Here is a 24,139-nt window from a genome sequence, read left to right as displayed (position 1 = left end):
GTAACGACCGCGACACGCCAAAGACACGGAAAGCGCGTCTGCGGCAGTGACGGGGGTTGTCGGGCTATATGTTTTCGGACAGGCATGAATACCACCGACGCGATTCGGCGCTAATGGTCGCGGCGGGCCCGATCCAACGGGTAGCGTCGGGGGAATACATGCGGCACGTTAAAAGACGTACGGCAACAGGAAGTAGGCACTGAGGCACCATGGCGCGCATCGGAGACGGCGGTGATCTGCTGAAGTGCTCGTTCTGCGGAAAGAGTCAGAAGCAGGTCAAGAAACTCATTGCGGGCCCGGGGGTCTACATCTGCGATGAGTGCATCGATCTTTGTAACGAGATCATCGAGGAGGAGCTGGCTGACGCCGACGACGTCAAGCTCGACGAGCTCCCCAAGCCCGCGGAGATCCGGGAGTTCCTCGAGGGCTACGTGATCGGGCAGGACACCGCTAAGCGCACGCTGGCCGTCGCGGTCTACAACCACTACAAGCGGATTCAGGCCGGCGAAAAGGGTCGTGACTCCCGGTGCGAGCCGGTCGAGCTGACCAAATCCAACATCTTGATGCTCGGCCCCACCGGCTGCGGCAAGACCTACCTGGCCCAGACCCTGGCCAAGATGCTCAACGTGCCGTTCGCCATTGCGGACGCCACCGCGCTGACCGAAGCCGGTTACGTCGGTGAGGACGTCGAGAACATTCTGCTCAAACTGATCCAGGCCGCCGACTACGACGTCAAGCGCGCCGAGACCGGCATCATCTACATCGACGAGGTGGACAAGATCGCCCGCAAGAGCGAGAACCCGTCGATCACTCGTGATGTCTCGGGCGAGGGTGTGCAGCAGGCCCTGCTGAAAATCCTGGAGGGCACGCAGGCGTCGGTTCCCCCGCAGGGCGGCCGCAAGCACCCGCACCAGGAGTTCATCCAGATCGACACCACCAACGTGCTGTTCATCGTCGCGGGTGCGTTCGCCGGCCTGGAGAAGATCATCTACGAGCGCGTCGGCAAGCGCGGCCTGGGCTTCGGTGCCGAGGTTCGTTCCAAGGCCGAGATCGACACCACCGACCACTTCGCCGACGTGATGCCCGAGGACCTGATCAAGTTCGGTCTGATCCCCGAGTTCATCGGCCGCCTCCCGGTCGTCGCCTCGGTCACCAACCTCGACATGGAGTCGCTGGTCAAGATCCTGTCCGAGCCCAAGAACGCGCTGGTCAAGCAGTACACCCGCCTGTTCGAGATGGACGGTGTGGAGCTCGAGTTCAGTGACGATGCGCTCGAGGCGATCGCCGACCAGGCGATCCACCGCGGCACGGGTGCCCGTGGCCTGCGCGCCATCATGGAGGAAGTCCTGCTGCCGGTGATGTATGACATCCCGAGCCGCGACGACGTCGCCAAAGTGGTGGTTACCAAGGAGACCGTGCAGGACAACGTCTTGCCGACCATCGTGCCGCGCAAGCCGTCGCGTACCGAGCGTCGCGACAAGAGCGCCTAGCCAACACGTCTGTTGCGGTCGGGTCGTTCCGACCAATCCCCTTCGGGTTCTATTCGGGTGCCTGGTTTGGCGTCCAAAGAACGACGGTGCGGACAACGTCCGATTACGGTTCGATAGCGACGTGACCAAGACCACAGTTTTGTGTCGTACTCGTCGGTAGCCCTCGCTGACTACGTGTTTTGCTTAAGATATTGGTAAGTACGCGTAGCCGAGGACGTCCTTTTGACCCGAAAACCAGTGCAATAATTGGTACTAGCAGTCTCATACACTCGTGTGAGCGCGGGACTCCCTTTGACGGCGCGTAACCTGAAACTTCGGCAGAGTGCCTGTCCGGTTAACAAATGGAAGGCGGAGACGTGGATCCGAACGGCAGTGGAGCCGGGTCAGATTCTCATGGCGGGTCCCCTTCTGTTGGGTCGGACCGCCAACGCCTGGAACAGGTCGTCATCCGATTCGCCGGTGACTCCGGCGACGGTATGCAGCTGACCGGTGACCGGTTCACCTCGGAGGCCGCGCTCTTCGGCAACGACCTCGCGACCCAGCCGAACTATCCCGCCGAGATCCGAGCCCCCGCAGGCACATTGCCCGGGGTCTCGTCATTCCAGATTCAAATCGCCGACTATGACATCCTGACCGCCGGCGACCGGCCTGACGTGCTCGTCGCGATGAACCCGGCCGCGCTGAAGGCAAACATCGGCGACCTGCCGCGCGGCGGAATGGTGATCGCGAACTCCGACGAATTCACCAAGCGCAACCTGACCAAGGTCGGTTACGTAGCAAACCCGCTGGAGACCGACGAGCTGTCCGACTACGTGGTGCACTCCGTCGCGATGACCACGCTGACGCTCGGCGCCGTCGAGACGATCGGCGCGTCCAAGAAAGACGGGCAGCGCGCCAAGAACATGTTCGCCCTCGGCCTGCTGTCGTGGATGTACGGGCGACCGATCCAGACCAGCGAGAACTTCATCAGGGAGAAGTTCGTCCGTAAGCCCGACGTCGCCGAGGCCAACGTGCTCGCGCTGAAGGCGGGCTGGAACTACGGCGAAACCACCGAGGCCTTCGGCACCACCTATGAGGTGTCCCGGGCGACCTTGCCCACCGGCGAATACCGCCAGATCTCCGGCAACACCGCGCTGGCCTACGGCATCGTGGCGGCGGGCCAGCTGTCCGGCATTCAGGTCATGCTCGGCAGCTACCCGATCACTCCGGCGTCGGACATCCTGCACGAGCTGTCCAAGCACAAAAACTTCAACGTCATCACGTTCCAGGCCGAGGACGAGATCGGCGGTATCTGCGCCGCGATCGGTGCCTCGTATGGCGGCGCGCTGGGAGTGACCAGCACCTCCGGTCCGGGCATCTCGCTGAAGTCCGAGGCGCTCGGCTTAGCCGTGATGACCGAACTGCCGCTGCTGGTCATCGACGTGCAGCGAGGCGGACCGTCGACCGGTCTGCCCACCAAGACCGAGCAGGCCGACCTGCTGCAGGCGCTCTTTGGCCGCAATGGCGAGTCGCCGGTTGCGGTGCTGGCGCCGCGGTCGCCGTCCGACTGCTTTGAGACCGCGCTGGAGGCGGTACGCATCGCGGTGTCCTACCACACGCCGGTGATCCTGCTGTCCGACGGTGCGATCGCCAACGGCTCGGAGCCGTGGAAGATCCCGGACGTCTCGACGCTGACGCCGATCACGCACACCTTCGCCAAGCCCGACGAGCCCTTCCAGCCGTACGCGCGGGACCCGGAGACGCTGGCCCGCCAGTTCGCCGTTCCGGGCACGCCTGGTCTGGAACACCGGATCGGTGGCCTGGAGGCCGCAAACGGTTCGGGCGCAATCTCTTACGAGCCGGTCAACCACGACCTGATGGTTCGGTTGCGCCAGGCCAAGATCGACGGCATCTCGGTGCCCGACCTGGAGGTCGACGACCCGACCGGTGACGCCGAGCTGTTGCTGATCGGCTGGGGCAGCTCATATGGCCCGATCGGTGAAGCCTGCCGGCGCGCCCGGCGCAAGGGCATCAAGGTCGCCCACGCCCACCTGCGTTATCTCAATCCGTTCCCCGCCAACCTCGGCGACGTGCTGCGTCGGTACCCGAGGGTGGTGGCACCGGAGATGAATCTGGGTCAGCTGGCGATGCTGCTGCGCGCCAAGTACCTGGTCGACGTGCAGTCGGTCACCAAGGTGCACGGCGTTGCCTTCCTCGCCGACGAGGTCGTACGGGTCATCCGCGGGGCACTGGCCGGGTCACTGGCCGAGATCGAGCAAGACAAAGCGATGGTCGCCAGAATGGCGGCGGCAACGGTTGGAGCTAACGCATGACGCACGTCGGCGATGATGCAGTAGGGGCACCGCCCGCTTGCGGGGGACGAAGCGATGAGGAGGAGCGGCGCTCGTGACTAACGCGATCGGCAGCGACCTGGCGGGCACGGACCTCGGCTTGACTCCGAGGTTGAAAAAGAACGATGGTGTGCCCACTTTGTCTGTTGAAGACCAGCCGCAGAAGGGCAAGGACTTCACCAGTGACCAGGAGGTCCGCTGGTGCCCGGGCTGCGGTGACTACGTCATCCTCAACACGATCCGCAACTTCCTGCCGGACCTCGGCCTGCGCCGCGAGAACATCGTGTTCATCAGCGGCATCGGCTGCTCCAGTCGCTTCCCCTACTACCTCGAGACCTACGGGTTCCACTCGATTCACGGCCGCGCGCCGGCGATCGCGACCGGCCTGGCGCTTTCTCGCGAGGACCTGTCGGTCTGGGTGGTCACCGGCGACGGCGACGCGCTGTCGATCGGCGGCAACCACCTGATCCACGCGCTGCGCCGCAACGTCAACATCACGATCCTGCTGTTCAACAACCGGATCTACGGGCTGACCAAGGGTCAGTACTCGCCGACCTCCGAGGTCGGCAAGATCACCAAATCCACCCCGATGGGTTCGCTGGACCATCCGTTCAACCCGGTGTCGCTGGCGCTGGGCGCCGAGGCGACGTTCGTCGGTCGCGCGCTGGACTCCGACCGCGCCGGGCTGACCGAGGTGTTGCGCGGAGCCGCCGAGCACCGCGGGGCCTCGGTGGTCGAGATCCTGCAGGACTGCCCGATCTTCAACGACGGCTCGTTCGACGCGCTGCGCAAAGAGGGTGCCGAGGACCGCGTGATCAACGTGCGTCACGGTGAGCCAATTGTGTTCGGCGCCAACGGCGAATACTGCGTGGTGAAGTCGGGCTTCAGCCTCGAGGCCGCCAAGACCGCCGACGTGGCCGTCGGGGAGATCGTCAAGCACGACGCGCACACCGACGACCCGGCCTATGCATTCGCGCTGTCGCGGCTGTCGGATCAGAACCTCGATCACACCGTGCTGGGCATCTTCCGGGATGTCTCCCGGCCCACCTACGACGACGCGGCCCGCGCTCAGGTCGCCGCGGCCCGGGCCGCAACGCCGTACGACGCGGCCGCGCTGCAGTCTCTCCTGCGCGGGCGTGACACCTGGACCGTCGACTAAGGGGCTGCGCTCGTGTCCGATGCAGTGTCATTGGCCGCAGTAGTACTCGCCGGTGGCGAATCGCGGCGGATGGGCCGCGACAAGGCCACCCTGCCGGGTCCTGGCGGAGCCGCCACGATGGCCGAGTTTGTCGTCGGTGTCGTGGCGCAGCGCTGCGAGCCCGTATTCGTCGTCGCCGCCCCCGGCCAACCGCTGCCCAAGCTAGCGGCGCATGTCATCCGTGACGAGATTCAGGGACTTGGGCCGCTGGCGGCGACCGGGCGAGGCCTGCGCGCCGCCGCGCAGGCGGGCGCCCAATTCGCCTTCGTCTGCGCGGTCGACATGCCGCTGCTGACACCGGAATTGATCGACGACCTGATGGCGTTGGCCACCAAGACCGACGCCGAAGTGATCGTGCCGTGGGATGGTCGCAGCCATTTCCTGGCTGCCGTGTACCGCACCGCGTTGGCCGACCGTATCGATGCACTGGTGGCCGCCGGTGAGCGCAGAATGAGCGCCCTGATCGACGCGTCGGACGCCCAGCAGATCGTGCTGCCGGATTCGCGTGCGTTGACCAACGTCAACACCGACGCCGAGTTCCGCGCCCTGGTGCTCCCCGGCGCCTGATCGGCTCGGCGAGCTTCGCCATTCTTCAGATTAATTGTTCGGATTATCTCAATTCATCGAGATAAACGCATCGCTTAAATGCTAGGCCAGTTAACCGTTTGTTGATCGTGATTGGCATTGCGAATGAAACGAATATCCCGCTGGTTTGTGGAGTTATTGCCGCATTGTCCGGATCGAGGCAGTTCCGGGTGCAACGGATCACGTTGCGGCACAGTAGTTTTCGAATAACGTTTGGCCCGCCGGCGGGGCGGGTCGCCGCCGCCGCGGTGATGTGGGCCGTCGAAGTAAGTCGGGTGAAATTCCCCAGCAAATTGGTTTGTGCAAATGTGGGCAGTATGCGCAGCGCGGTCTCATCACTGGTGTGAAGGCGCGTCGCATCGCGCGGGCGCCGCGGCTCCTCCACTCGTGGGTCTCGCTAAACGCCTTGAACCACTGCGTAACTCGTCTGAAACGGTTGTCGAGACGCGTTTACGCGATGCTAACGCCCGTCGCTCGGGTGTCCTTTTCCGGCATCGACGAACGACGTTGTGGAAGAGCATGTTTGGGCTGATAGAGACGCATATTTCGAGACTTTCCCGCTCGAACTGAACCGATCAAGATCATTGCTCTTGGCTCGGCGGATCGCTCGCGACCGGGTCTTCTGGCGAGCGAACCGGGCCAGGGATCGATCGGCTGGCAAATGCGTGGCCCAGCTCACAAAATGAGCGTGATTCGAGTCACGATTACGCCATGATCTTGACCTGGGAGTTTGCAAAGAAAAGGCGTGGCTGACCTGCAAAAACAATTTCCGCATCATGTCGTGATCTGCTCGTTATTGTTCCGAGATATCGGCGTGTCGGATATGACGAATGCGTCGCGGTCCCATACGGTGCCTTTTAGCCCGAAGGGGTTAAACCAAATTTAATCCACGTACCCGTGTGTGAGCGGGGCTGCCGGACGGCTATCGCCGCCCGGCAGCCAGCAGCTTTGTGCCTGCTGGGCAGATCATGTCCTCGCTGTCGTGCCGAACCGAGACGGCACGGTCCAAGGCACCTATTTCCACCACATGAACCACCTAAACCCATCCGTGGGTTTGCTTTGGCGCGCGCGCTCGCGAAAGGAACGCTTTGAACAACGTCCGCAAAACGCTCATCCTCGCTGCTATCACAGGTTCGCTGGTGACGCTTCCGTCCGGCACCGCGAGCGCGGATGTGCCCCCGCCGCCGGCTCCTGACGCCCCGGCGCCCGCCGCGCCTGCGGGCTTCGACGTTCCGCCGGCCCCGGCACCGGACGCCCCGCCGCCTGCCCCAGTGGGCTTTGACCCGAACGTCCCGCCGCCTCCGGCACCGGACGCCCCGCCGCCCGCCCCGGTGGGCTTTGACGCCCCGCCGCCCCCCGCACCGGACGCTCCGGCGCCGATCAAGGCGTACAGCGTGAACTGGGATGCCATCGCACAGTGCGAGTCGGGTGGCAACTGGGGGATCAGCACCGGTAACGGCTTCGCCGGTGGCCTGCAGTTCACCCCGAGCACCTGGCGTGCCAACGGCGGGTCGGGTTCCCCGGCCGGCGCGAGCCGCGAGGAGCAGATCCGGGTGGCCGAGAACGTGCTGCACTCGCAGGGGATCGGCGCGTGGCCGGTCTGCGGCCGTCGCGGCTGATCTCAAACACCACAGAAAATGCCGGGCCTTTGTGCCCGGCATTTTCTGTTGAGCAGGCTGCGGGTACGCGCGGCCACGGAGCAGCCGATGTCGATCCGGTACCGTCGCGACGATGACCGCATCGGGGCGTGAATTCGACATCGTGCTGTACGGGGCGACCGGCTTCGTCGGCAAGCTCACTGCCGAATACCTGGCACGCGCCGGAGCCGGTGCCCGGATCGCCCTGGCCGGCAGGTCGGCAGATCGCTTGCACGCCGTTCGCGACAGCCTCGGCGAGGCCGCGCAGTCCTGGCCGGTGCTGAACGCCGACGCGGCGTCGCCCGCCACCCTGGACGAGATGGCCGCCCGCACCCGGGTCGTCGTCACCACGGTCGGGCCCTACGCCCGCTATGGAATGCCGTTGGTGGCCGCCTGCGCCGCGGCGGGCACCGACTACGCGGATCTGACCGGGGAGGCGATGTTCATCCGCGAGGCCATCGACCTGTATCACAAGCAAGCCGCCGACAACGGCGCTCGCATCGTGCATAGCTGCGGGTTCGATTCCGTCCCCTCGGATCTGACGGTGTACGCGCTGTACCGGACGGCACAGGACGAGGGCACCGGTGAGCTCGGCGATACCAACTTCGTGATGCGCGCGTTGATGGGCGGGTTCTCCGGCGGGACGGTCGCGTCGCTCATGGGCGTGCTACGAGCCGCGTCCAGTGACCCGGGTGTCCGCAGGTTGCTTGCCGACCCGTACACGCTGAGCACCGATCGCGGCGCCGAACCCGAACTAGGTCGGCAGCCCGATCTGCCGTGGCGGCGCGGTCGCGACATCGCGCCGGAGCTGACCGGAGTCTGGACAGCCGGATTTCTGATGTCGTCGATCAACACCCGAATCGTGCGTCGCAGCAACGCATTACTGGATTGGGCATACGGTCGGCGCTTCCGCTACACCGAACACATGAGCCTGGGCTCGTCGCCGCTGGCGCCGGTGGCGTCGGCCGTCATGGCCGGGATCGGCAACGCGTCGTTTGAACTGGGCAGTCGCTATATGCGGCTGTTGCCGGGCGCGCTGGTGGACCGCATCACACCCAAACCCGGCACCGGTCCGAGTGCCAAGGCGCGCGATCGCGGCTATTACCGGCTCGAGACATACACCACCACAACCAGCGGTGCGCGCTATGTGGCGAGGATGCAGCAGCGGGGAGACCCCGGCTACAAGGCGACGGCGGTGTTGCTGGGGGAGTGCGGCCTGGCCCTCGCGCTGGACCGGGACAAGCTCACCGACCTGCGCGGTGTGCTCACTCCGGCGGTCGCGATGGGTGACGTTTTGCTGACCCGGCTGCCCGCTGCCGGCGTGTCGCTGCGGACCGAGCGGCTGGATTAAGCCTGTGCCACAACGGCTTTCGATCGGCGCCGTATCGGACTGATCTTGTAGTCGACTTGCCTGAACATCCGTGCCATCAATGTGAGATCCCGATGACGCATTACGTGTGGAGGTTCGTCCTCGACTCCTGATGGTTTCGATCGCGCCGAGGGAGGTATGCCAGCTCCGACCGATTTTCAGTGGGCGCCCACTCACCGGGCACCGGCAGACGCGTCCGGGGTCAGCACGCCGGACGAGATGACGCGAGGGAAAAGGCATGTCAGACACGCTTACTGAAGGACAACAGTTGCAGCGGGGGCAATCGCTCGCCTCCACTAACGGGGCCTACACCCTGACGCTGCAAGACGACGGCAACCTGGTGCTGGCCGCGCGCGGCGAAGCGCTGTGGGCGACGGCGACCAACGGCCAAGACGTGCAGCGTGCCGAGGTGCAGCGCGACGGCAATTTCGTGCTGTACACGTCGGACAAGCCGGTTTGGCATACCGACACCAAGGGCAAGAAGGACGTGCGGCTCGTGCTTCAGGACGACGGCAACCTCGTGCTCTACGCCGCGGACGGACCGGCGTGGTCCAGCCACACCCAGACCGACGGTCCGCCCCCTCCGGCGCCGGCCGCCGAGCCCGCGGATGTGCTGCCCGACCCGGCACAGCCCGTCGCCGAGCCCGCGCCCGATCCGATGTCCGGGCCCGTCGGCGGCACCCCGGATCCCGCGCCGCACGCCGCTCCCGAGCCCGCACCGCGCACCTACACCGTCGTGTCCGGCGACACGATGTGGGCCATCGCGGAGCGGTATTACGGCGACGGAAGCAAGTATCAGGTGATCGCGGACGCCAGCGGTGTCGCCGATCCCGACCTGCTCCACCCCGGCCAGGTACTCACGATTCCCTGATCGGGCGGCGGCACCGAGAGTGACCGAGCACACGCGTGTTCGGGCGCTTACACGCGTGCCCGTCGCGGTTCCTAGAATTGACCGGTGACCGCCAGCCCCCGCTCCGCCGCCGACCTGCCCAAGTCGTGGGATCCCGGTGCGCAGGAGACGGCGATCTACCAGAGGTGGGTGGATGCCGGTTACTTCAAGGCGGACCCGACTAGCTCCAAGCCCGGGTACTCGATTGTGCTGCCGCCGCCGAACGTCACGGGCAGCCTGCACATGGGCCACGCGCTGGAACACACGATGATGGACGCCCTGACCCGCCGCAAGCGCATGCAGGGATACGAGGTGCTGTGGCAGCCCGGGACGGATCACGCCGGCATCGCGACGCAGAGCGTGGTGGAAAAGCAGCTCGCGGTCGACGGCAAAACCAAAGAGGACTTCGGTCGCGAGCTCTTCGTCGACAAGGTCTGGGACTGGAAGCATGAGTCCGGCGGCGCCATCGGCGGCCAAATGCGGCGCCTCGGCGACGGGGTGGATTGGGACCGCGACCGGTTCACGATGGACGAGGGCCTGTCCCGCGCGGTGCGGACGATCTTCAAGCGGCTCTACGACGCGGGGCTGATCTATCAGGCCGAGCGACTCGTCAACTGGTCGCCGGTGCTCGAAACGGCGATCTCGGATCTCGAGGTCAATTACCTCGACGTCGAGGGCGAACTTGTGTCGTTCCGGTACGGCTCGCTCGACGACTCGCAACCGCACATCGTGGTCGCCACCACCCGCGTCGAGACGATGCTCGGTGACACGGCGGTCGCGGTGCATCCCGATGACGAGCGCTACCGCCACCTGGTCGGCACCACGCTGCCGCATCCATTCATCGATCGGCAGCTGATCATCGTCGCCGACGAGCACGTGGACCCCGAATTCGGTACCGGCGCAGTCAAAGTCACGCCCGCGCACGACCCGAACGACTTCGAGATCGGGCTGCGCCACGAGTTGCCGATGATCTCGATCCTCGACACCAAGGGCCGGATCGTCGACACCGGAACACAATTCGACGGCATGGACCGCTTCGAAGCTCGTGTCGCCGTCCGTGAGGCGCTGGCGGCGCAGGGCCGGGTAGTCGCGGAGAAGCGGCCCTACCTGCACAGCGTGGGGCACTCGGAGCGCAGTGGCGAACCGATCGAGCCCCGGCTGTCGCTGCAGTGGTGGGTCAGGGTGGAATCGCTGGCCAAGGCCGCCGGCGACGCGGTGCGCAACGGGGACACCGTGATTCACCCGGCCAGCCTGGAGCCGCGCTGGTTCGCCTGGGTCGACGACATGCACGATTGGTGCATCTCGCGACAGCTGTGGTGGGGTCACCGCATCCCGATCTGGTATGGGCCCGACGGCAAAAAGGTGTGCGTCGGACCGGACGAGATCCCGCCGGAGGGCTGGGAGCAAGACCCCGACGTGTTGGACACCTGGTTTTCGTCGGCGCTGTGGCCGTTCTCCACCCTGGGCTGGCCGTCGCAGACTCCCGATCTTGAAAAGTTTTATCCGACAAGTGTTTTGGTGACCGGATACGACATCCTGTTCTTCTGGGTGGCGCGGATGATGATGTTTGGTACCTTCGTCGGCGGCGACGACGCGATCACGCTCGGCGGTGCCCGCGGCCCGCAGGTGCCGTTCACCGACGTCTTCCTGCACGGGCTGATCCGCGACGAGTTCGGCCGCAAGATGAGTAAGTCCAAGGGCAACGTGATCGACCCCCTGGACTGGCTGGAGATGTTCGGGGCCGACGCGCTGCGGTTCACCCTCGCTCGTGGCGCCAGTCCCGGTGGCGACCTGTCCGTCGGCGAGGATGCCGTCCGAGCGTCACGCAACTTCGTCACCAAGCTGTTCAATGCCACTCGCTTCGCGTTACTCAACGGCGCGCAACTGGCACCCCTGCCGTCGGTCGCCGAGCTGACCGACGCCGACCGGTGGATCCTGGGACGGTTGGAAGAGGTTCGCGCCGAAGTGGATTCGGCGTTCGACAGCTTCGAGTTCAGCCGCGCCTGCGAGGCGCTCTATCACTTCGCGTGGGACGAATTCTGTGACTGGTATCTCGAAGTGGCCAAGGTGCAGATTGCCGACGGGCTCACCCATACCACCGCGGTGCTGGCCGCGGGCCTCGACACGCTACTGCGGTTGTTGCAGCCGGTCATCCCGTTTGTTACCGAGGAGCTATGGCAGGCGTTGACGGGGGAGGAGTCCCTGGTCATCGCCGAGTGGCCGAAGCCGTCCGGCATCAGCCTGGATCCTGGTGCGGTGCAGCGTGTCAGCGATATGCAGCGGCTGGTCACCGAGGTTCGCCGGTTCCGCAGCGACCAGGGTCTGGCGGACCGGCAGAAAGTCCCGGCGCGGCTGGCCGGTGTCGAGGACAGCGATCTGAGCACCCAGGCGTCCGCGGTGACGTCGCTGGCGTGGCTCACCGCGCCGGGCCCCGAGTTCAACCCGTCGGCATCCGTGGAAGTTCGGTTGAGTGGTGGCACCGTCGTCGTCGAGCTCGACACGTCGGGCACCATCGACGTCGCCGCCGAGCGCCGCCGCCTGGAAAAGGACTTGGCTGCAGCGCAGAAGGAATTAGCCTCCACCGCAGCAAAATTGGATAACCAGGACTTCCTGGCCAAGGCGCCGGAACAGGTCGTCACCAAGATCCGCGATCGTCAGCGCCTGGCCCAAGAGGAAACCGAGCGGATCAACGCCAGGCTGGCCGGGCTGCAATGACCGACGAGCCCGACTGGCTCGACGAATCCGGGGCCACCAGCTCTGCTCCGGCGCCGGACGAGGCTCCGACGCCGGACGAGATCGCGTCCCTGTTGCAGGTCGAGCATCTGCTGGACCAGCGTTGGCCCGAGACGAAAATCGAACCGAGCCTGACCCGTATCAGCGCCCTGATGGATCTGCTCGGCTCGCCGCAGCTCGGCTATCCGTCGATCCACGTCGCGGGTACCAACGGAAAAACCTCGGTGGTGCGTATCATCGACGCGCTGCTGACCGCGCTGCACCGGCGCACCGGCCGCACTACCAGCCCGCACCTGCAGTCGGCGATCGAACGCATCGCGATCGACGGAAAGCCAATCAGCCCAGCGCAATACGTGGCGACCTACCGGGAGATCGAGCCGTTCGTGCAGATGATCGACGCGCAGTCACAGGCTGGTGTTTTCGGGGGGCAGGGCCCCCGTGTGAGCAAGTTCGAGGTGCTGACCGCGATGGCCTTCGCGGCCTTCGCCGATGCGCCGGTCGAGGTCGCGGTCGTCGAGGTCGGCATGGGCGGTCGCTGGGATGCCACCAACGTGATTAACGCGCCCGTCGCGGTCATCACCCCGATCGGCATCGACCACGTCGAATACCTCGGTGAGGACATCGCCGCGATCGCCGGCGAGAAGGCGGGCATCATCACCAGAGCCCCGGAAGGCGCGCCCGACACCGTCGCGGTCATCGCGCGCCAAGCGCCCGAGGCGATGGAAGTGATTCTGGCGCAGTCTGTTCCGGCCGACGCCGCTGTAGCGCGTGAGGACTCGGAGTTCGCGGTGCTGGGCCGGCAGGTCGCGATCGGCGGGCAGGTGCTGCAGCTGCAGGGCCTCGGCGGGGTGTACTCCGACATGTACCTGCCGCTGCACGGTGAGCACCAGGCGCACAACGCGGTAGTGGCTCTGGCGGCGGTCGAGGCCTTCTTCGGCGCTGGCGCGCAGCGTCAGCTCGACGTCGAGGCAGTGCGGGCCGGTTTCGCTGCCGTCACGAGTCCGGGCCGGCTGGAGCGAATGCGCAGCGCGCCAACGGTTTTCATCGATGCCGCGCACAATCCCGCCGGAGCTGCGGCGCTAGCGCAGACCCTGGACAGCGAATTCGACTTTCGCTACCTGGTCGGGGTCCTCAGCGTAATGGCCGACAAGGACGTCGACGGCATCCTGGCTGCGCTGGAGCCGGCGTTCGATTCCGTCGTCGTGACGCACAACGGATCGCCGCGGGCACTGGATGTCGAGGCGCTGTCGCTGGCGGCCCAGCAGCGATTCGGACCCGATCGGGTGCTGACCGCCGAAAACCTGCGTGACGCGATCGACGTCGCGACCGCGCTGGTCGACGACGCCGCCGCCGAGGGCGAAGCGGAAGAGTTTGCCGGCACCGGAATGGTGATCACCGGCTCGGTGTTCACCGCCGGGGCCGCGCGTACCTTGTTTGGTCGTGACCCCCAATGACCGATAGCGAGCAGAACTCGCCGCCGGCTGACCCCTGGAAGAGCTTCGGCGCCGTGATGGCCGCCACGCTGCTCTTGGAAGCCATCGTCGTATTGCTGGCGATCCCCGTGGTCGGCGCGGTCGGCGGCGGACTGACCTCGGTGTCCCTGGGCTACCTGGTCAGCGTGGCCGGGCTGCTCATCGTGCTGTGCGGGGTGCAGCGCAAACCCTGGGCGATCTGGGTGAACCTGGCCGCTCAGCTGCTCCTACTCGTCGGCTTCGCGGTGTACCCGGGCGTCGGATTCATCGGGGTGCTGTTCACCGGCTTGTGGCTGCTGATCGCGTACTTCCGCGCCGAGGTCCGACGGCGTCAGAGGCAACCACCGCCGGGCTGAGTCGCGATTCTTTCGGTACGCTGACCGCCGTGACGGAACGGACCCTGGTTCTGATCAAGCCCGACGGCGTCGAACGGCGGCTAATCGGTGAGATCATCAGCCGCATCGAGCGCAAGGGCCTCGCGATTGTGGCGCTCGAGTTGCGCAGCGTAACCAAAGAGTTGGCTACGCAGCACTACGCCGAGCACGACGGTAAGCCGTTCTTCGAGTCGCTACTCGACTTCATCACGTCGGGACCGGTCGTAGCGGCGATCGTCGAGGGGCCGCGCGCCATTGCGGCGTTTCGGCAGCTCGCGGGCGGTACCGACCCGGTGGAGAAGGCTACAACGGGCAGTATTCGTGGCGATTTCGGGCTGGAAACGCAGCTGAATCTGGTGCACGGATCCGATTCAATCGATTCAGCCAAGCGCGAAATCGCGCTATGGTTTCCCGGCGCTTAGGCCCGTAGACCTTCACCCCGGTGCCGGGGTTCCAGGTCAGGCTCGTTTGGGCCCGCGGCGTGATGTGGGATACTGACTGCGGGTGAACGTCGCCGGACCGGCGTCAGACACTCGAATGAAGACTTAGACAAGCGCGACCATTGCCAGCTCGCGATGTTGCGCGGCATGTCAGGCCGACATTCAGCACGGCGCCGAGTGGGTTCAAGCCGAGTCGCTCGGGGCAAGACCATCACAAGTCCGGGAGAAGTGACCCGGGCACATAGCGAAGCCCTCGCGTGGCCGCGTCGACATGACGCGCCCGGGGGCTTGAGGAGAATACGTGATAGACGGTGACCAAACTTCAGGTCCTTCACCTACGCCGGCTCAGGAAGACCTGCCGGATCGTTTGAGAGTCCACTCCCTGGCACGAGCGCTGGGAACCACCAGCAAGCGGGTGGTCGACGCGCTCAGCGCGTTGGACGGACGCATCCGCAGCGCGCATTCCGGTGTGGACTACGAGGACGCGATTCGGGTGCGTGATCTGCTGTCGCCCCGGCCCCCGGAGAACTTCGTGGCCTTCAGCAGCGCCGAGGTCGCCTCACCCGGGGCATCTGAGTCCCGGGTAGCGGTCGAGAACGTGATCGACCGCCCCGCGTACATGCCGCTGTTCGTGGCGCCACAGCCCGTCGCGACCGACGTTCAAGCCCGCGCTGACGACAGCACCGACACCGACGCCGACGACGATTCCGATGACGGTGACGACGACGAGGAACAGGCCGATCGGCCGGCTAACCGGCGCCGCCGCCGGGGCCGGCGGGGCCGCGGCCGCGGCCGTGGCGACCAGGGCGGGCCCGACCAGGACGACGACGGTGACGGCGAGCAGCGCGGCCAGAAATCCGCTGACTCGGACGACGACGCCGACGACCCCGACGACCAGGACTCGGATGACTCCGACGACGACAACGGCGCCGACGACGGTTCGCCGGACGCCGCCACCCGGCGCCGTCGCAGGCGTCGTCGTCGCAAGTCGGGTTCGGGTGACGACAACGACGACGCCTCGCCGGACGATCCGCCGAACACCGTCGTGCACGAGCGGGCACCGCGCGGCAAGGGGGGATCTTCCGACGACGGCGGCAGAGGCAATAACGGCTCGAGCAATGCCGAGATCAAGGGCATCGACGGCTCAACGCGGCTGGAGGCCAAGCGGCAGCGCCGCCGCGACGGGCGGGACGCCGGACGGCGCCGCCCGCCGGTGCTGACCGAGGCCGAATTCCTGGCGCGCCGCGAGGCCGTCGAACGGGTCATGGTGGTGCGCGACCGGGTCCGCACCGACCCGCCGCACCCCGGTGCGCGCTACACGCAGATCGCCGTGCTCGAGGACGGCATCGTCGTCGAGCATTTCGTGACGTCGGCTGCGTCGGCGTCACTGGTCGGCAACATCTACCTCGGCATCGTGCAGAACGTGCTGCCCTCGATGGAGGCGGCGTTCGTCGACATCGGTCGGGGCCGCAACGGCGTGCTATACGCCGGCGAGGTCAACTGGGAGGCGGCGGGGCTGGGCGGTGCCGAGCGCAAGATCGAAAAGGCGCTTAAGCCAGGCGATTACGTCGTCGTCCAGGTCAGCAAGGACCCGGTCGGACACAAGGGCGCACGGTTGACCACCCAGGTCTCACTGGCCGGCCGCTACCTGGTTTATGTGCCGGGCGCGTCGTCGACCGGGATCAGCCGCAAGCTGCCCGACACCGAACGCCAGCGTCTCAAGGAGATCCTGCGTGAGGTGGTGCCGTCGAACGCCGGAGTGATCATCCGGACCGCGTCCGAGGGTGTCAAAGAGGAAGACATCCGCCACGATGTCACCCGCCTGCAGGAGCGATGGGAGCAGATCGAGGCCAAGGCGGGCGAGACCAAACAGAAGGCCGCGGGCGCGGCGGTCGCGCTGTACGAAGAGCCCGATGTGTTGGTCAAGGTCATCCGCGACCTGTTCAACGAGGACTTCGCCGGTCTCATCGTCTCCGGTGACGAGGCGTGGAACACCATCAACGACTACGTGAATTCCGTTGCGCCCGATCTAGTTTCGAAGCTGACGAAATACGAGCCCCCGGCCGGAGCGGAAGGGCAGCCCGGCCCGGACGTGTTCGCGGTGCACCGCATCGACGAGCAGCTGACCAAGGCGATGGAGCGCAAGGTGTGGCTGCCTTCGGGCGGCACGCTGGTCATCGACCGCACCGAGGCAATGACCGTGGTCGACGTCAACACCGGCAAGTTCACCGGATCCGGCGGCAACCTCGAGCAGACGGTCACCAAGAACAACCTGGAGGCGGCCGAGGAGATCGTGCGTCAGCTGCGGCTGCGCGACATCGGCGGCATCGTGGTCATCGACTTCATCGACATGGTGCTCGAATCCAACCGCGACCTGGTGCTGCGCCGGCTCACCGAGGCGCTGGCCCGGGACCGCACCCGCCACCAGGTGTCCGAGGTGACATCGTTAGGCCTGGTGCAATTGACCCGCAAGCGCTTGGGAACCGGTCTGATCGAGGCGTTTTCGACGTCGTGCCCGAACTGTGGCGGCCGCGGGATCCTGCTGCACGCCGACCCGGTCGACTCGGCCCCGACGATCGGGCGCAAGTCCGAGTCGGGCGGCGGCCGTCGCGGCAAGCGGTCGAAGAAGAACCGATCCGAAGAGCCCGCCGATCAGCCGGCCGTCGCCAAGGTGCCCGTGCATGCGCCGGGTGAGCATCCGATGTTCAAGGCGATGGCCACCCGCGACAACGGTGATGCCGACGAGGCCGGCGAGGACGTCGTCGCCGAGATCGACGAGCAGACTCAGGAGGGTCCGGCCGACCTGGAGGACGCCGACTCCGAGGCCTTCGAGGACGACGACACGGATCAGGACACCGACGAGGTCGACGAGGAGGACTCGGTCGACGAGGATCTCGACGACGAGGATCTCGACGATGACGACGAAGACCTCGACGACGATGAGGATCTCGACCTCGATGATGAGGACGAGGATCTGGACGACGACGAGGATTCAGACGACGACGAGGATTCAGACGACGAACACGGTTCGTCGAACGGGGCCGACGCCGACTCGGGCTTCGGACGTCCACGTCGCCGGCGCGCGGCGGGCAGGCCGGCAGGTCCGCCCATCCACGCTGACTAACCCGCGGCGACCGCGAAATCGACAGCTGCTACCTGGACGGCCTACCGTCAGAGGTTAGCTAACAGGCAATAAATACCTGGAAAGAGCGGTTCTTAACGTTGCCGGGCCCCGCCTCGGGGGGTGCTGACCAGGCCTGGAGCCTGCCGCGGCTCGCCCGGGTGCCGGTTTGACCCTGTAGCCGCTGGTCACGTACCCTTGGACAGTTGTCGTCAAGCCGGGCGGCTGACTTCGGCGGACGACAGGCGGGAAGATTCTCCCGCTCCCCAGACCCACCACGCGCATCGCGGTTTGCACGCGCGCGGAAGACGTAAGGAAGAGGCAGGAGCAACGATGGCGACCTACGCAATCGTCAAGGCCGGTGGCAAGCAGTACAAGGTTGCCGTCGGTGACGTGGTCAAGGTCGAGAAGCTCGAATCCGAGCCCGGCGCCCAGGTGTCGTTGCCGGTGGCGCTGGTGGTTGACGGTGCGACCGTCACTTCCGACGCTGCCGCGCTGGCCAAGGTAGCCGTGACCGGCGAAGTGCTCGAGCACACCAAGGGCCCGAAGATCCGTATCCACAAGTTCAAGAACAAGACCGGCTACCACAAGCGTCAGGGCCACCGTCAGCAGTTGACGGTCCTGAAGGTCACCGGAATCGCGTGACCGGCCCGTCCGGCGAAGAACAGACAGAACCGACAGCACTGAGCGGAGGCTCATAGACATGGCACACAAGAAGGGCGCTTCCAGCTCGCGCAACGGTCGCGACTCCGCCGCTCAGCGGCTGGGCGTCAAGCGATTCGGCGGCCAGATCGTGAAGGCCGGCGAAATCATCGTCCGCCAGCGTGGCACCCACTTCCACCCCGGCGTCAATGTCGGGCGTGGCGGCGACGACACGTTGTTCGCCAAGGAAGCCGGCGCCGTCCAGTTCGGCCTCAAGCGCGGCCGTAAGACCGTCAGCATCGTCGCGGCCGGGCAGACCACCGACTAAGGTCGCTGCGCCCGTGCATGCGGGTAGCTGAGAGGACCCCCGATGCCTCGGTTTGTCGATCGAGTCGTCATCCACGCCCGAGCGGGCTCCGGCGGTAACGGCTGCGCCTCGGTTCATCGCGAGAAGTTCAAGCCGCTCGGCGGCCCCGACGGCGGGAATGGCGGCCGTGGCGGCAGCATCGTCTTTGTTGTCGATCCCGCCGTACACACGCTGCTGGATTACCATTTCCGGCCGCACGTCACCGCTCCCAACGGCAAGCAGGGGGCGGGCAGCAACCGCGACGGCGCGGCGGGTGCGGATCTGGAAGTCAAGGTCCCCGACGGCACCGTCGTGCTGGACGAAAACGGCCGCCTGCTGGCCGATTTGGTCGGTGTGGGCACCCGCTTCGAAGCCGCCGCGGGCGGCCGCGGCGGGCTGGGCAACGCGGCGCTCGCGTCCCGGGCGCGCAAGGCACCCGGCTTCGCGCTGCTGGGTGAGCCCGGCCAGGCCCGCGATCTCACCCTTGAGCTCAAGACTGTCGCGGACGTCGGGCTGGTCGGCTTTCCGTCGGCGGGCAAGTCGTCGCTGGTATCGGTCATCTCGGCGGCCAAACCCAAGGTCGCCGACTATCCGTTCACCACACTGGTTCCCAATCTCGGCGTCGTCTCGGCCGGCGAGCAGTCGTTCACCGTCGCCGACGTGCCCGGCTTGATCCCGGGCGCGTCGCAAGGCCGCGGCCTTGGGCTGGATTTCCTGCGCCACATCGAACGATGCGCGGTGCTGGTGCATGTTGTCGACTGCGCCACTGCCGAGCCCGGCCGCGACCCGATCTCCGACATCGACGCGCTGGAAGCCGAACTCGCCGCTTACACGCCGACCCTGCAAGGCGATGCGGCGCTGGTCGACCTGGCCGAGCGGCCGCGGGCGGTGGTACTGAACAAGATTGACGTACCCGAGGCGCGTGAGCTTGCCGAGTTCGTCCGCGACGAGATCGCCGAGCGCGGCTGGCCGGTGTTCCTGGTATCGACAGTAACCCGGGAAGGGTTGCAGCCGTTGATCTTTGGGCTATCGAAGATGATCTCGGAGTACAACGCCTCGCGCCCGGCGCCGGTGGCGCGACGCCCGGTGATCCGCCCGGTGCCCGTGGACGACAGCGGTTTCACCGTCGAGTCCGACGGGGAGGGCGGTTTCGTGGTCACCGGGGCCCGGCCCGAACGCTGGATCGGCCAGACCAATTTCGACAACGACGAAGCGGTGGGCTACCTGGCCGACCGCCTCGCCCGCCTCGGCGTCGAGGAGGAGCTGTTGCGGCTGGGCGCACAGCCCGGCTGCGCGGTGACCATCGGCGAAATGACATTTGATTGGGAGCCGCAAACGCCGGCGGGCCAACAGGTTCCGCTGACGGGCCGCGGCACCGACGCACGGCTTGAACGCACCGAGCGCATCGGCGCCGACGAGCGCAAGGCGGCCCGCCGTCGGCGGCGTGAACGCGGTGACGAGCTGTGAGTGCCCACCGCGAAGCCATCCGCACCGCTCGTAGTCTGGTCGTCAAGATTGGCACCAACGCGCTGACCGCACCGTCCGGGGTGTTCGACGCCGGCCGACTGGCCGGTCTGGCCGATGCAATCGAGGCGCGCATGAAAGCGGGTACCGACGTCGTCATCGTGTCCTCGGGTGCGATCGCCGCGGGCATTGAGCCGCTCGGATTATCCCGTCGCCCAAAGGACTTGGCGACCAAGCAGGCCGCCGCCAGCGTGGGCCAGGTCGCGCTGGTGAACGCGTGGAGTGCCGCGTTCGCTCGCTACGGTCGTACGGTCGGGCAGGTACTGCTGACCGCGCACGACATTTCGATGCGGGCACAGCACACCAACGCCCAGCGCACCCTGGACCGGTTGCGCGCGCTGCACGCGGTCGCGATCGTCAACGAAAACGACACGGTGGCCACCAACGAGATCCGGTTCGGCGACAACGACCGCCTGTCGGCACTGGTGGCCCACCTGGTAGGCGCCGAGGCGCTGGTGCTGCTCTCCGACATCGACGGCCTCTACGACACCGATCCGCGAAAGGCCAAGGGGGCCCGCTTCATTCCCGAAGTAGCCGCGGCGTCGGACCTGGTCGGTGTGGTGGCCGGTCCGGGCAGCCCGTTGGGCACCGGCGGCATGGCGTCGAAGATGTCCTCGGCGCTGCTGGCCGCCGACGCCGGGGTGCCGGTGCTGCTGGCCGGGGCGTCGGATGCCGCGACGGCTCTCACCGACGCCTCGTCGGGCACGGTGTTCGCCGCCCGGCCCGCGCGGATGTCGGCCCGCCGGTTCTGGGTGCGATATGCCGCCGAGTCCACCGGTTCGCTCAGCCTCGACGCGGGCGCGGTGCGTGCGGTGGTGCAGCACCGCCGCTCGCTGCTGGCCGCCGGCATCACCGCGGTGACGGGCCGGTTCTACGGGGGCGACGTCGTCGAATTGCACGGACCGGACGCGACGATGGTGGCCCGCGGCGTGGTCGCCTACGACGCGGCCGAGCTGGCGACCATGATGGGCCGGTCGACCTCCGAGCTGCCCGACGAGTTGCGCCGGCCCGCGGTGCATGCCGACGACCTGGTCGCAGTCTGACCTATCAGCCTGCCGACAGCGGCTTGAGATACAAAGTGGCCCAGATGATTTCGGACAACGTCGTCGCCAGTTCGGCATCATAGGAGTTCGGCGCGCCCGGAAGATTCTGCTGGCACGCCCGCTCGGCCATCCAAGTCAAAGCGCTGGCCGTGGTGGCTGCGGATAGCTCCGGGCGGATCGAACCGTCGGCCTGGCCCTCTTCGATCACGCGGGTCAATCGCCCGGTGATCGCGGTCAACAGATTGCGGTACGTCGCGCCGACTACCGGGTCGTAGCCCGACATTTCGTTCAGCGCGACGAGCACCGGCTGATGGCGGCGATAGCTGGCCACCAGGCTCGTCATCGCCGCGCGCACATCCGCCGGATCGTGGCGTCCCGCTACGCTCCACCACCGATTCGCGCTTTCAGCCAGATCGGCGAACACCTGTCCGGCGAGCCGGCGCAGCAGGTGGCCCTTGTCCTCGAAGTAGATGTAGAAGCTCGCCCGCGAGATGCCGGCCGCCGTCGACAGCCGGTCCACGCTGAGCTCGGTGAAACTGGCCCCGCCGAGCATCAACCGCTCGGTGGCGTCGAGCAGGCGGCGCTCCATCTCCTCACGCCGCTGCTGGCGCGACTGCTCGCGCTTGGGCTGCGGCCTGCGGGTGACCGAGGGCATTTGCCGAGCATAACCGACATTTCAACATATTGACTAGACATAGTGTCTAGGCATAATGTTCGTCGCAGTTGACGACGTGATGGAGGGCAAACGATGGCAGTACTGACCGGGCGGTCCGGCCGTCCACGCGCCTACGACGCGATTGATCTGTCCTCGCGCGAGTTCTGGTCGACGACGGCCGCCGACCGGGAACGCTCGTTTGCGGAGTTGCGGGCCGAGCGGCCGGTGAGCTGGCATCCCCCCGTCGAAGACGCCCTGATGCCAGACCCCGACGACCCCGGCTATTGGGCGGTCACCCGCCGCGCGGACATCGTCACGGTCAGTCGCGACAGCGACGTCTTCCTGTCCGGCAAGGGGGTGATGTTCGAGAGCATTCCGATGGAGCTGCTCGAGGCGTCCCAGTCGTTCCTGGCGATGGACCCGCCGCGGCACACCAAGCTGCGCAAGCTCGCCCACGCCGCCTTCACGCCGCGGCAGGTCCGCCGCATCGAGGAATCGATCCAGGCGAACGCGAAGACGATCGTGGCGGAGCTCCGCGACGCCGGCAGCGGTGCGGATTTCGTCGACCTCTGCGCCAAGGAGTTGCCCATCCGCACGCTGTCGGACATGGTGGGCATTCCAGAGTCCGAGCGCGAGCGCATGGCACATGCCACCGACGCGCTGGTGTCGTGGGCCGACCCCGACTTTCTCAATGGGCGCCCCGCACTGCAGGTCATCTTCGAACAGCAGATGTACCTGCACCAGGTCGTCGGCACGCTCGCCGCGCAGCGCCGCGAGAACCCGGGCGAAGACCTGATCAGCAGCCTGGTGCACGCCGAGGTGGACGGCGACCGGTTGACCGACGCGGAGGTGGCCGCGTTCTTCGTGTTGCTTTCGGTGGCGGGCAATGACACCACGCGTCAGACCATGAGTCACACCATGAAAGCGCTCACCGACTTCCCGGCCCAACGAGCTTGGTTGCTGGACGATTACGAGGACAGGATCGGAGTGGCGGTCGAGGAGTTCGTGCGTTGGGCGACACCGGTCATGACCTTCCGCCGCACGGCGGCAACCGATTTCGAACTCGGTGGCCAGCGGATCGCGGCGGGCGAGAAGGTGGTGATGTTCTATTCGTCGGGCAACTGGGACACCGATGCCTTCCAGCATCCGGATCACTTCGACCTGGGCCGCAGCCCCAATCCCCATGTCGGATTCGGCGGCGGCGGACTGCATTTCTGCCTCGGTGCCCACGTGGCGCGCGCGCAACTGCGCGCCTTCTTCGGTGAGCTGCTGCGTCAGCTGCCCGACATTCAGGCGAGCGAGGCGACGTACGTGGCGGGTAACTTCGTGCACGCGGTGCGCCGCCTGCCCTGCACGTTTTAGTGCAGGGCCAGCGGCGCCAGCTCGTCTCCTAGTTCCGAGGCAAGCAGCACCAGCAGTTCCGAGCACCCGCCGTCGAGTTTGACGGTGGCCAGTTCGTCACCGCGGGTGGGTCCGCGGTTGACGATGGCGACCGGGATGCCGCGTGCGGCAGCGTGCCGCACGAATCGGTAGCCGGAGAATACGGTCAGCGACGAGCCCGCGACCAACAGTGCATCGGACTCATCGATCATCGAAAAAGCTTGTGTCACAGTGTCTTTAGGAACGCTTTCGCCGAAGTATACGATATCGGGCTTGAGCATGCCGGCGCAGCGCGGACAGTCCAGATAGTGGAATGACGTGGTATCGGCGACGACGGCGTCGGCGTCGGGTGCCACCGCCAGGCCACCGATGGCCTCGGCGCGTTCGATGAATCCCGGGTTCAGTACCTCGAGTTCGTCGGCCAACGCGGCGCGACTCATGGTGTGGCCGCAGCTCAGGCAGATCACCTGCGCGTAGGTGCCGTGCAGATTGATCACGTTGTCACTGCCGGCCTTGGTGTGCAGCAGATCGACGTTCTGGGTGACCACGCCGGTGACCACCCCGGCAAGCTCTAGCGCGGCCAGCGCCCGATGCCCCGCATTCGGCTGCGTCGCGTCCATGTGCCGCCAGCCCACGTGATTGCGGGCCCAGTACCGCTGGCGGAACGCCGGATCCGAGGTGAACTGACGAATCGTCATCGGGTTGCTCGGTGGCGAATCCGGTCCCCGGTAATCGGGAATGCCCGAGTCGGTGGAAATCCCCGCGCCGGTCAGCACCGCGATCCGGCGTCCAGTCAACAGCGCGACCAGCTCCGGAGATTCGGGTTGGCGAGGCACGTATTCGAGAGTACGGGTCCATCAAGCAGCGATGCCGACGCCAGTGGAGTAGTCGATTACTCATCCCGGTAGTAG

Annotated in this window: 18 protein-coding genes and 1 pseudogene; 17 read left to right on the top strand and 2 right to left on the bottom strand. The window is 66.4% G+C overall.

The genetic code is table 11. The features are described 5' to 3' along the window. Positions 1-209 precede the first annotated feature (209 nt). The 16 genes and pseudogenes from clpX (at position 210) to proB (ending at position 21,193) form a co-directional block, all read left to right on the top strand. Positions 210-1,490, top strand: coding sequence for an ATP-dependent Clp protease ATP-binding subunit ClpX (gene clpX / locus MJO58_RS19100; RefSeq protein ID WP_085220749.1), 1,281 nt, complete (start codon positions 210-212; stop codon positions 1,488-1,490). A 356-nt stretch (positions 1,491-1,846) separates the two neighbouring features. Next, positions 1,847-3,802, top strand: coding sequence for a 2-oxoacid:acceptor oxidoreductase subunit alpha (locus MJO58_RS19095; protein WP_239723349.1), 1,956 nt, complete (start codon positions 1,847-1,849; stop codon positions 3,800-3,802). Between the two features lie 73 nt (positions 3,803-3,875). Next, complete coding sequence (locus tag MJO58_RS19090; RefSeq protein ID WP_090604639.1) at positions 3,876-4,979, top strand: 2-oxoacid:ferredoxin oxidoreductase subunit beta; 1,104 nt, start codon at positions 3,876-3,878, stop codon at positions 4,977-4,979. Between the two features lie 12 nt (positions 4,980-4,991). Then, the gene (gene mobA / locus MJO58_RS19085; RefSeq protein WP_090604637.1) at positions 4,992-5,585 is read left to right on the top strand and encodes a molybdenum cofactor guanylyltransferase; all 594 of its coding nucleotides are present in this window, start codon (positions 4,992-4,994) and stop codon (positions 5,583-5,585) included. 1,106 nt (positions 5,586-6,691) lie between these two features. Continuing rightward, positions 6,692-7,222 (top strand): transglycosylase family protein, encoded by a 531-nt coding sequence (locus tag MJO58_RS19080; protein ID WP_239720540.1) that lies wholly within the window; start codon positions 6,692-6,694, stop codon positions 7,220-7,222. A 112-nt stretch (positions 7,223-7,334) separates the two neighbouring features. Further along, complete coding sequence (locus MJO58_RS19075; RefSeq protein ID WP_239720538.1) at positions 7,335-8,591, top strand: saccharopine dehydrogenase family protein; 1,257 nt, start codon at positions 7,335-7,337, stop codon at positions 8,589-8,591. 256 nt (positions 8,592-8,847) lie between these two features. Then, positions 8,848-9,480 (top strand): LysM peptidoglycan-binding domain-containing protein, encoded by a 633-nt coding sequence (locus MJO58_RS19070; protein ID WP_239720536.1) that lies wholly within the window; start codon positions 8,848-8,850, stop codon positions 9,478-9,480. A gap of 84 nt (positions 9,481-9,564) precedes the next feature. Further along, positions 9,565-12,213, top strand: a complete 2,649-nt coding sequence (locus MJO58_RS19065; RefSeq protein ID WP_239720534.1) for a valine--tRNA ligase — start codon at positions 9,565-9,567, stop codon at positions 12,211-12,213. Positions 12,214-12,231: 18 nt separating this feature from the next. Next, a pseudogene (folC, locus tag MJO58_RS19060) lies at positions 12,232-13,685 on the top strand (bifunctional tetrahydrofolate synthase/dihydrofolate synthase); the annotation flags it as partial. Beyond that, a complete protein-coding gene (locus MJO58_RS19055; protein WP_239720531.1) occupies positions 13,682-14,059 on the top strand; it encodes a DUF4233 domain-containing protein in 378 nt (125 codons plus the stop codon). The pseudogene folC and the gene MJO58_RS19055, both read left to right, overlap by 4 nt. Before the next feature lie 29 nt (positions 14,060-14,088). After that, positions 14,089-14,499: a nucleoside-diphosphate kinase gene (gene ndk, locus MJO58_RS19050; protein ID WP_239720530.1), complete on the top strand. Its 411-nt coding sequence runs from the start codon at positions 14,089-14,091 to the stop codon at positions 14,497-14,499. 319 nt (positions 14,500-14,818) lie between these two features. Next, positions 14,819-17,641: a ribonuclease E gene (gene rne, locus MJO58_RS19045; protein WP_239720528.1), complete on the top strand. Its 2,823-nt coding sequence runs from the start codon at positions 14,819-14,821 to the stop codon at positions 17,639-17,641. Positions 17,642-17,971: 330 nt separating this feature from the next. Continuing rightward, the gene (gene rplU / locus MJO58_RS19040; protein ID WP_090604617.1) at positions 17,972-18,283 is read left to right on the top strand and encodes a 50S ribosomal protein L21; all 312 of its coding nucleotides are present in this window, start codon (positions 17,972-17,974) and stop codon (positions 18,281-18,283) included. Positions 18,284-18,341: 58 nt separating this feature from the next. Next, entirely contained in the window at positions 18,342-18,608 is a 267-nt protein-coding gene (rpmA, locus tag MJO58_RS19035; protein WP_090604615.1) for a 50S ribosomal protein L27, read from the top strand. Between the two features lie 42 nt (positions 18,609-18,650). After that, a complete protein-coding gene (obgE, locus tag MJO58_RS19030) occupies positions 18,651-20,093 on the top strand; it encodes a GTPase ObgE (RefSeq protein ID WP_239720526.1) in 1,443 nt (480 codons plus the stop codon). Beyond that, positions 20,090-21,193 carry a glutamate 5-kinase gene (proB, locus tag MJO58_RS19025; protein ID WP_239720525.1) on the top strand — a complete coding sequence of 368 codons (1,104 nt, stop codon included), beginning with the start codon at positions 20,090-20,092 and terminating at the stop codon, positions 21,191-21,193. The genes obgE and proB overlap by 4 nt, the downstream gene beginning before the upstream one ends. A gap of 4 nt (positions 21,194-21,197) precedes the next feature. Here proB and MJO58_RS19020 read toward each other — a convergent pair whose 3' ends face one another. After that, a complete protein-coding gene (locus MJO58_RS19020) occupies positions 21,198-21,848 on the bottom strand; it encodes a TetR/AcrR family transcriptional regulator (protein ID WP_090604607.1) in 651 nt (216 codons plus the stop codon). A 93-nt stretch (positions 21,849-21,941) separates the two neighbouring features. On the opposite strand from MJO58_RS19020, the gene MJO58_RS19015 reads away from it, so the two are divergent. Further along, on the top strand, positions 21,942-23,210 hold the full coding sequence (locus MJO58_RS19015) for a cytochrome P450 (RefSeq protein WP_239720523.1): 1,269 nt from the start codon (positions 21,942-21,944) through the stop codon (positions 23,208-23,210). Here the strand turns inward: MJO58_RS19015 and MJO58_RS19010 are convergent. Continuing rightward, a complete protein-coding gene (locus MJO58_RS19010) occupies positions 23,207-24,064 on the bottom strand; it encodes an SIR2 family NAD-dependent protein deacylase (protein ID WP_239720522.1) in 858 nt (285 codons plus the stop codon). The two genes, MJO58_RS19015 and MJO58_RS19010, sit on opposite strands and share 4 nt — an antisense overlap. Between the last annotated feature and the right edge of the window lie 75 nt (positions 24,065-24,139).

Origin of the sequence: Mycobacterium lentiflavum (genome assembly GCF_022374895.2) — a bacterium.
Lineage (GTDB): Bacteria > Actinomycetota > Actinomycetes > Mycobacteriales > Mycobacteriaceae > Mycobacterium > Mycobacterium lentiflavum.
The sequence above is the reverse complement of the archived record's forward strand: the minus strand, read 5'-3'. Positions and strand labels throughout refer to the sequence as shown.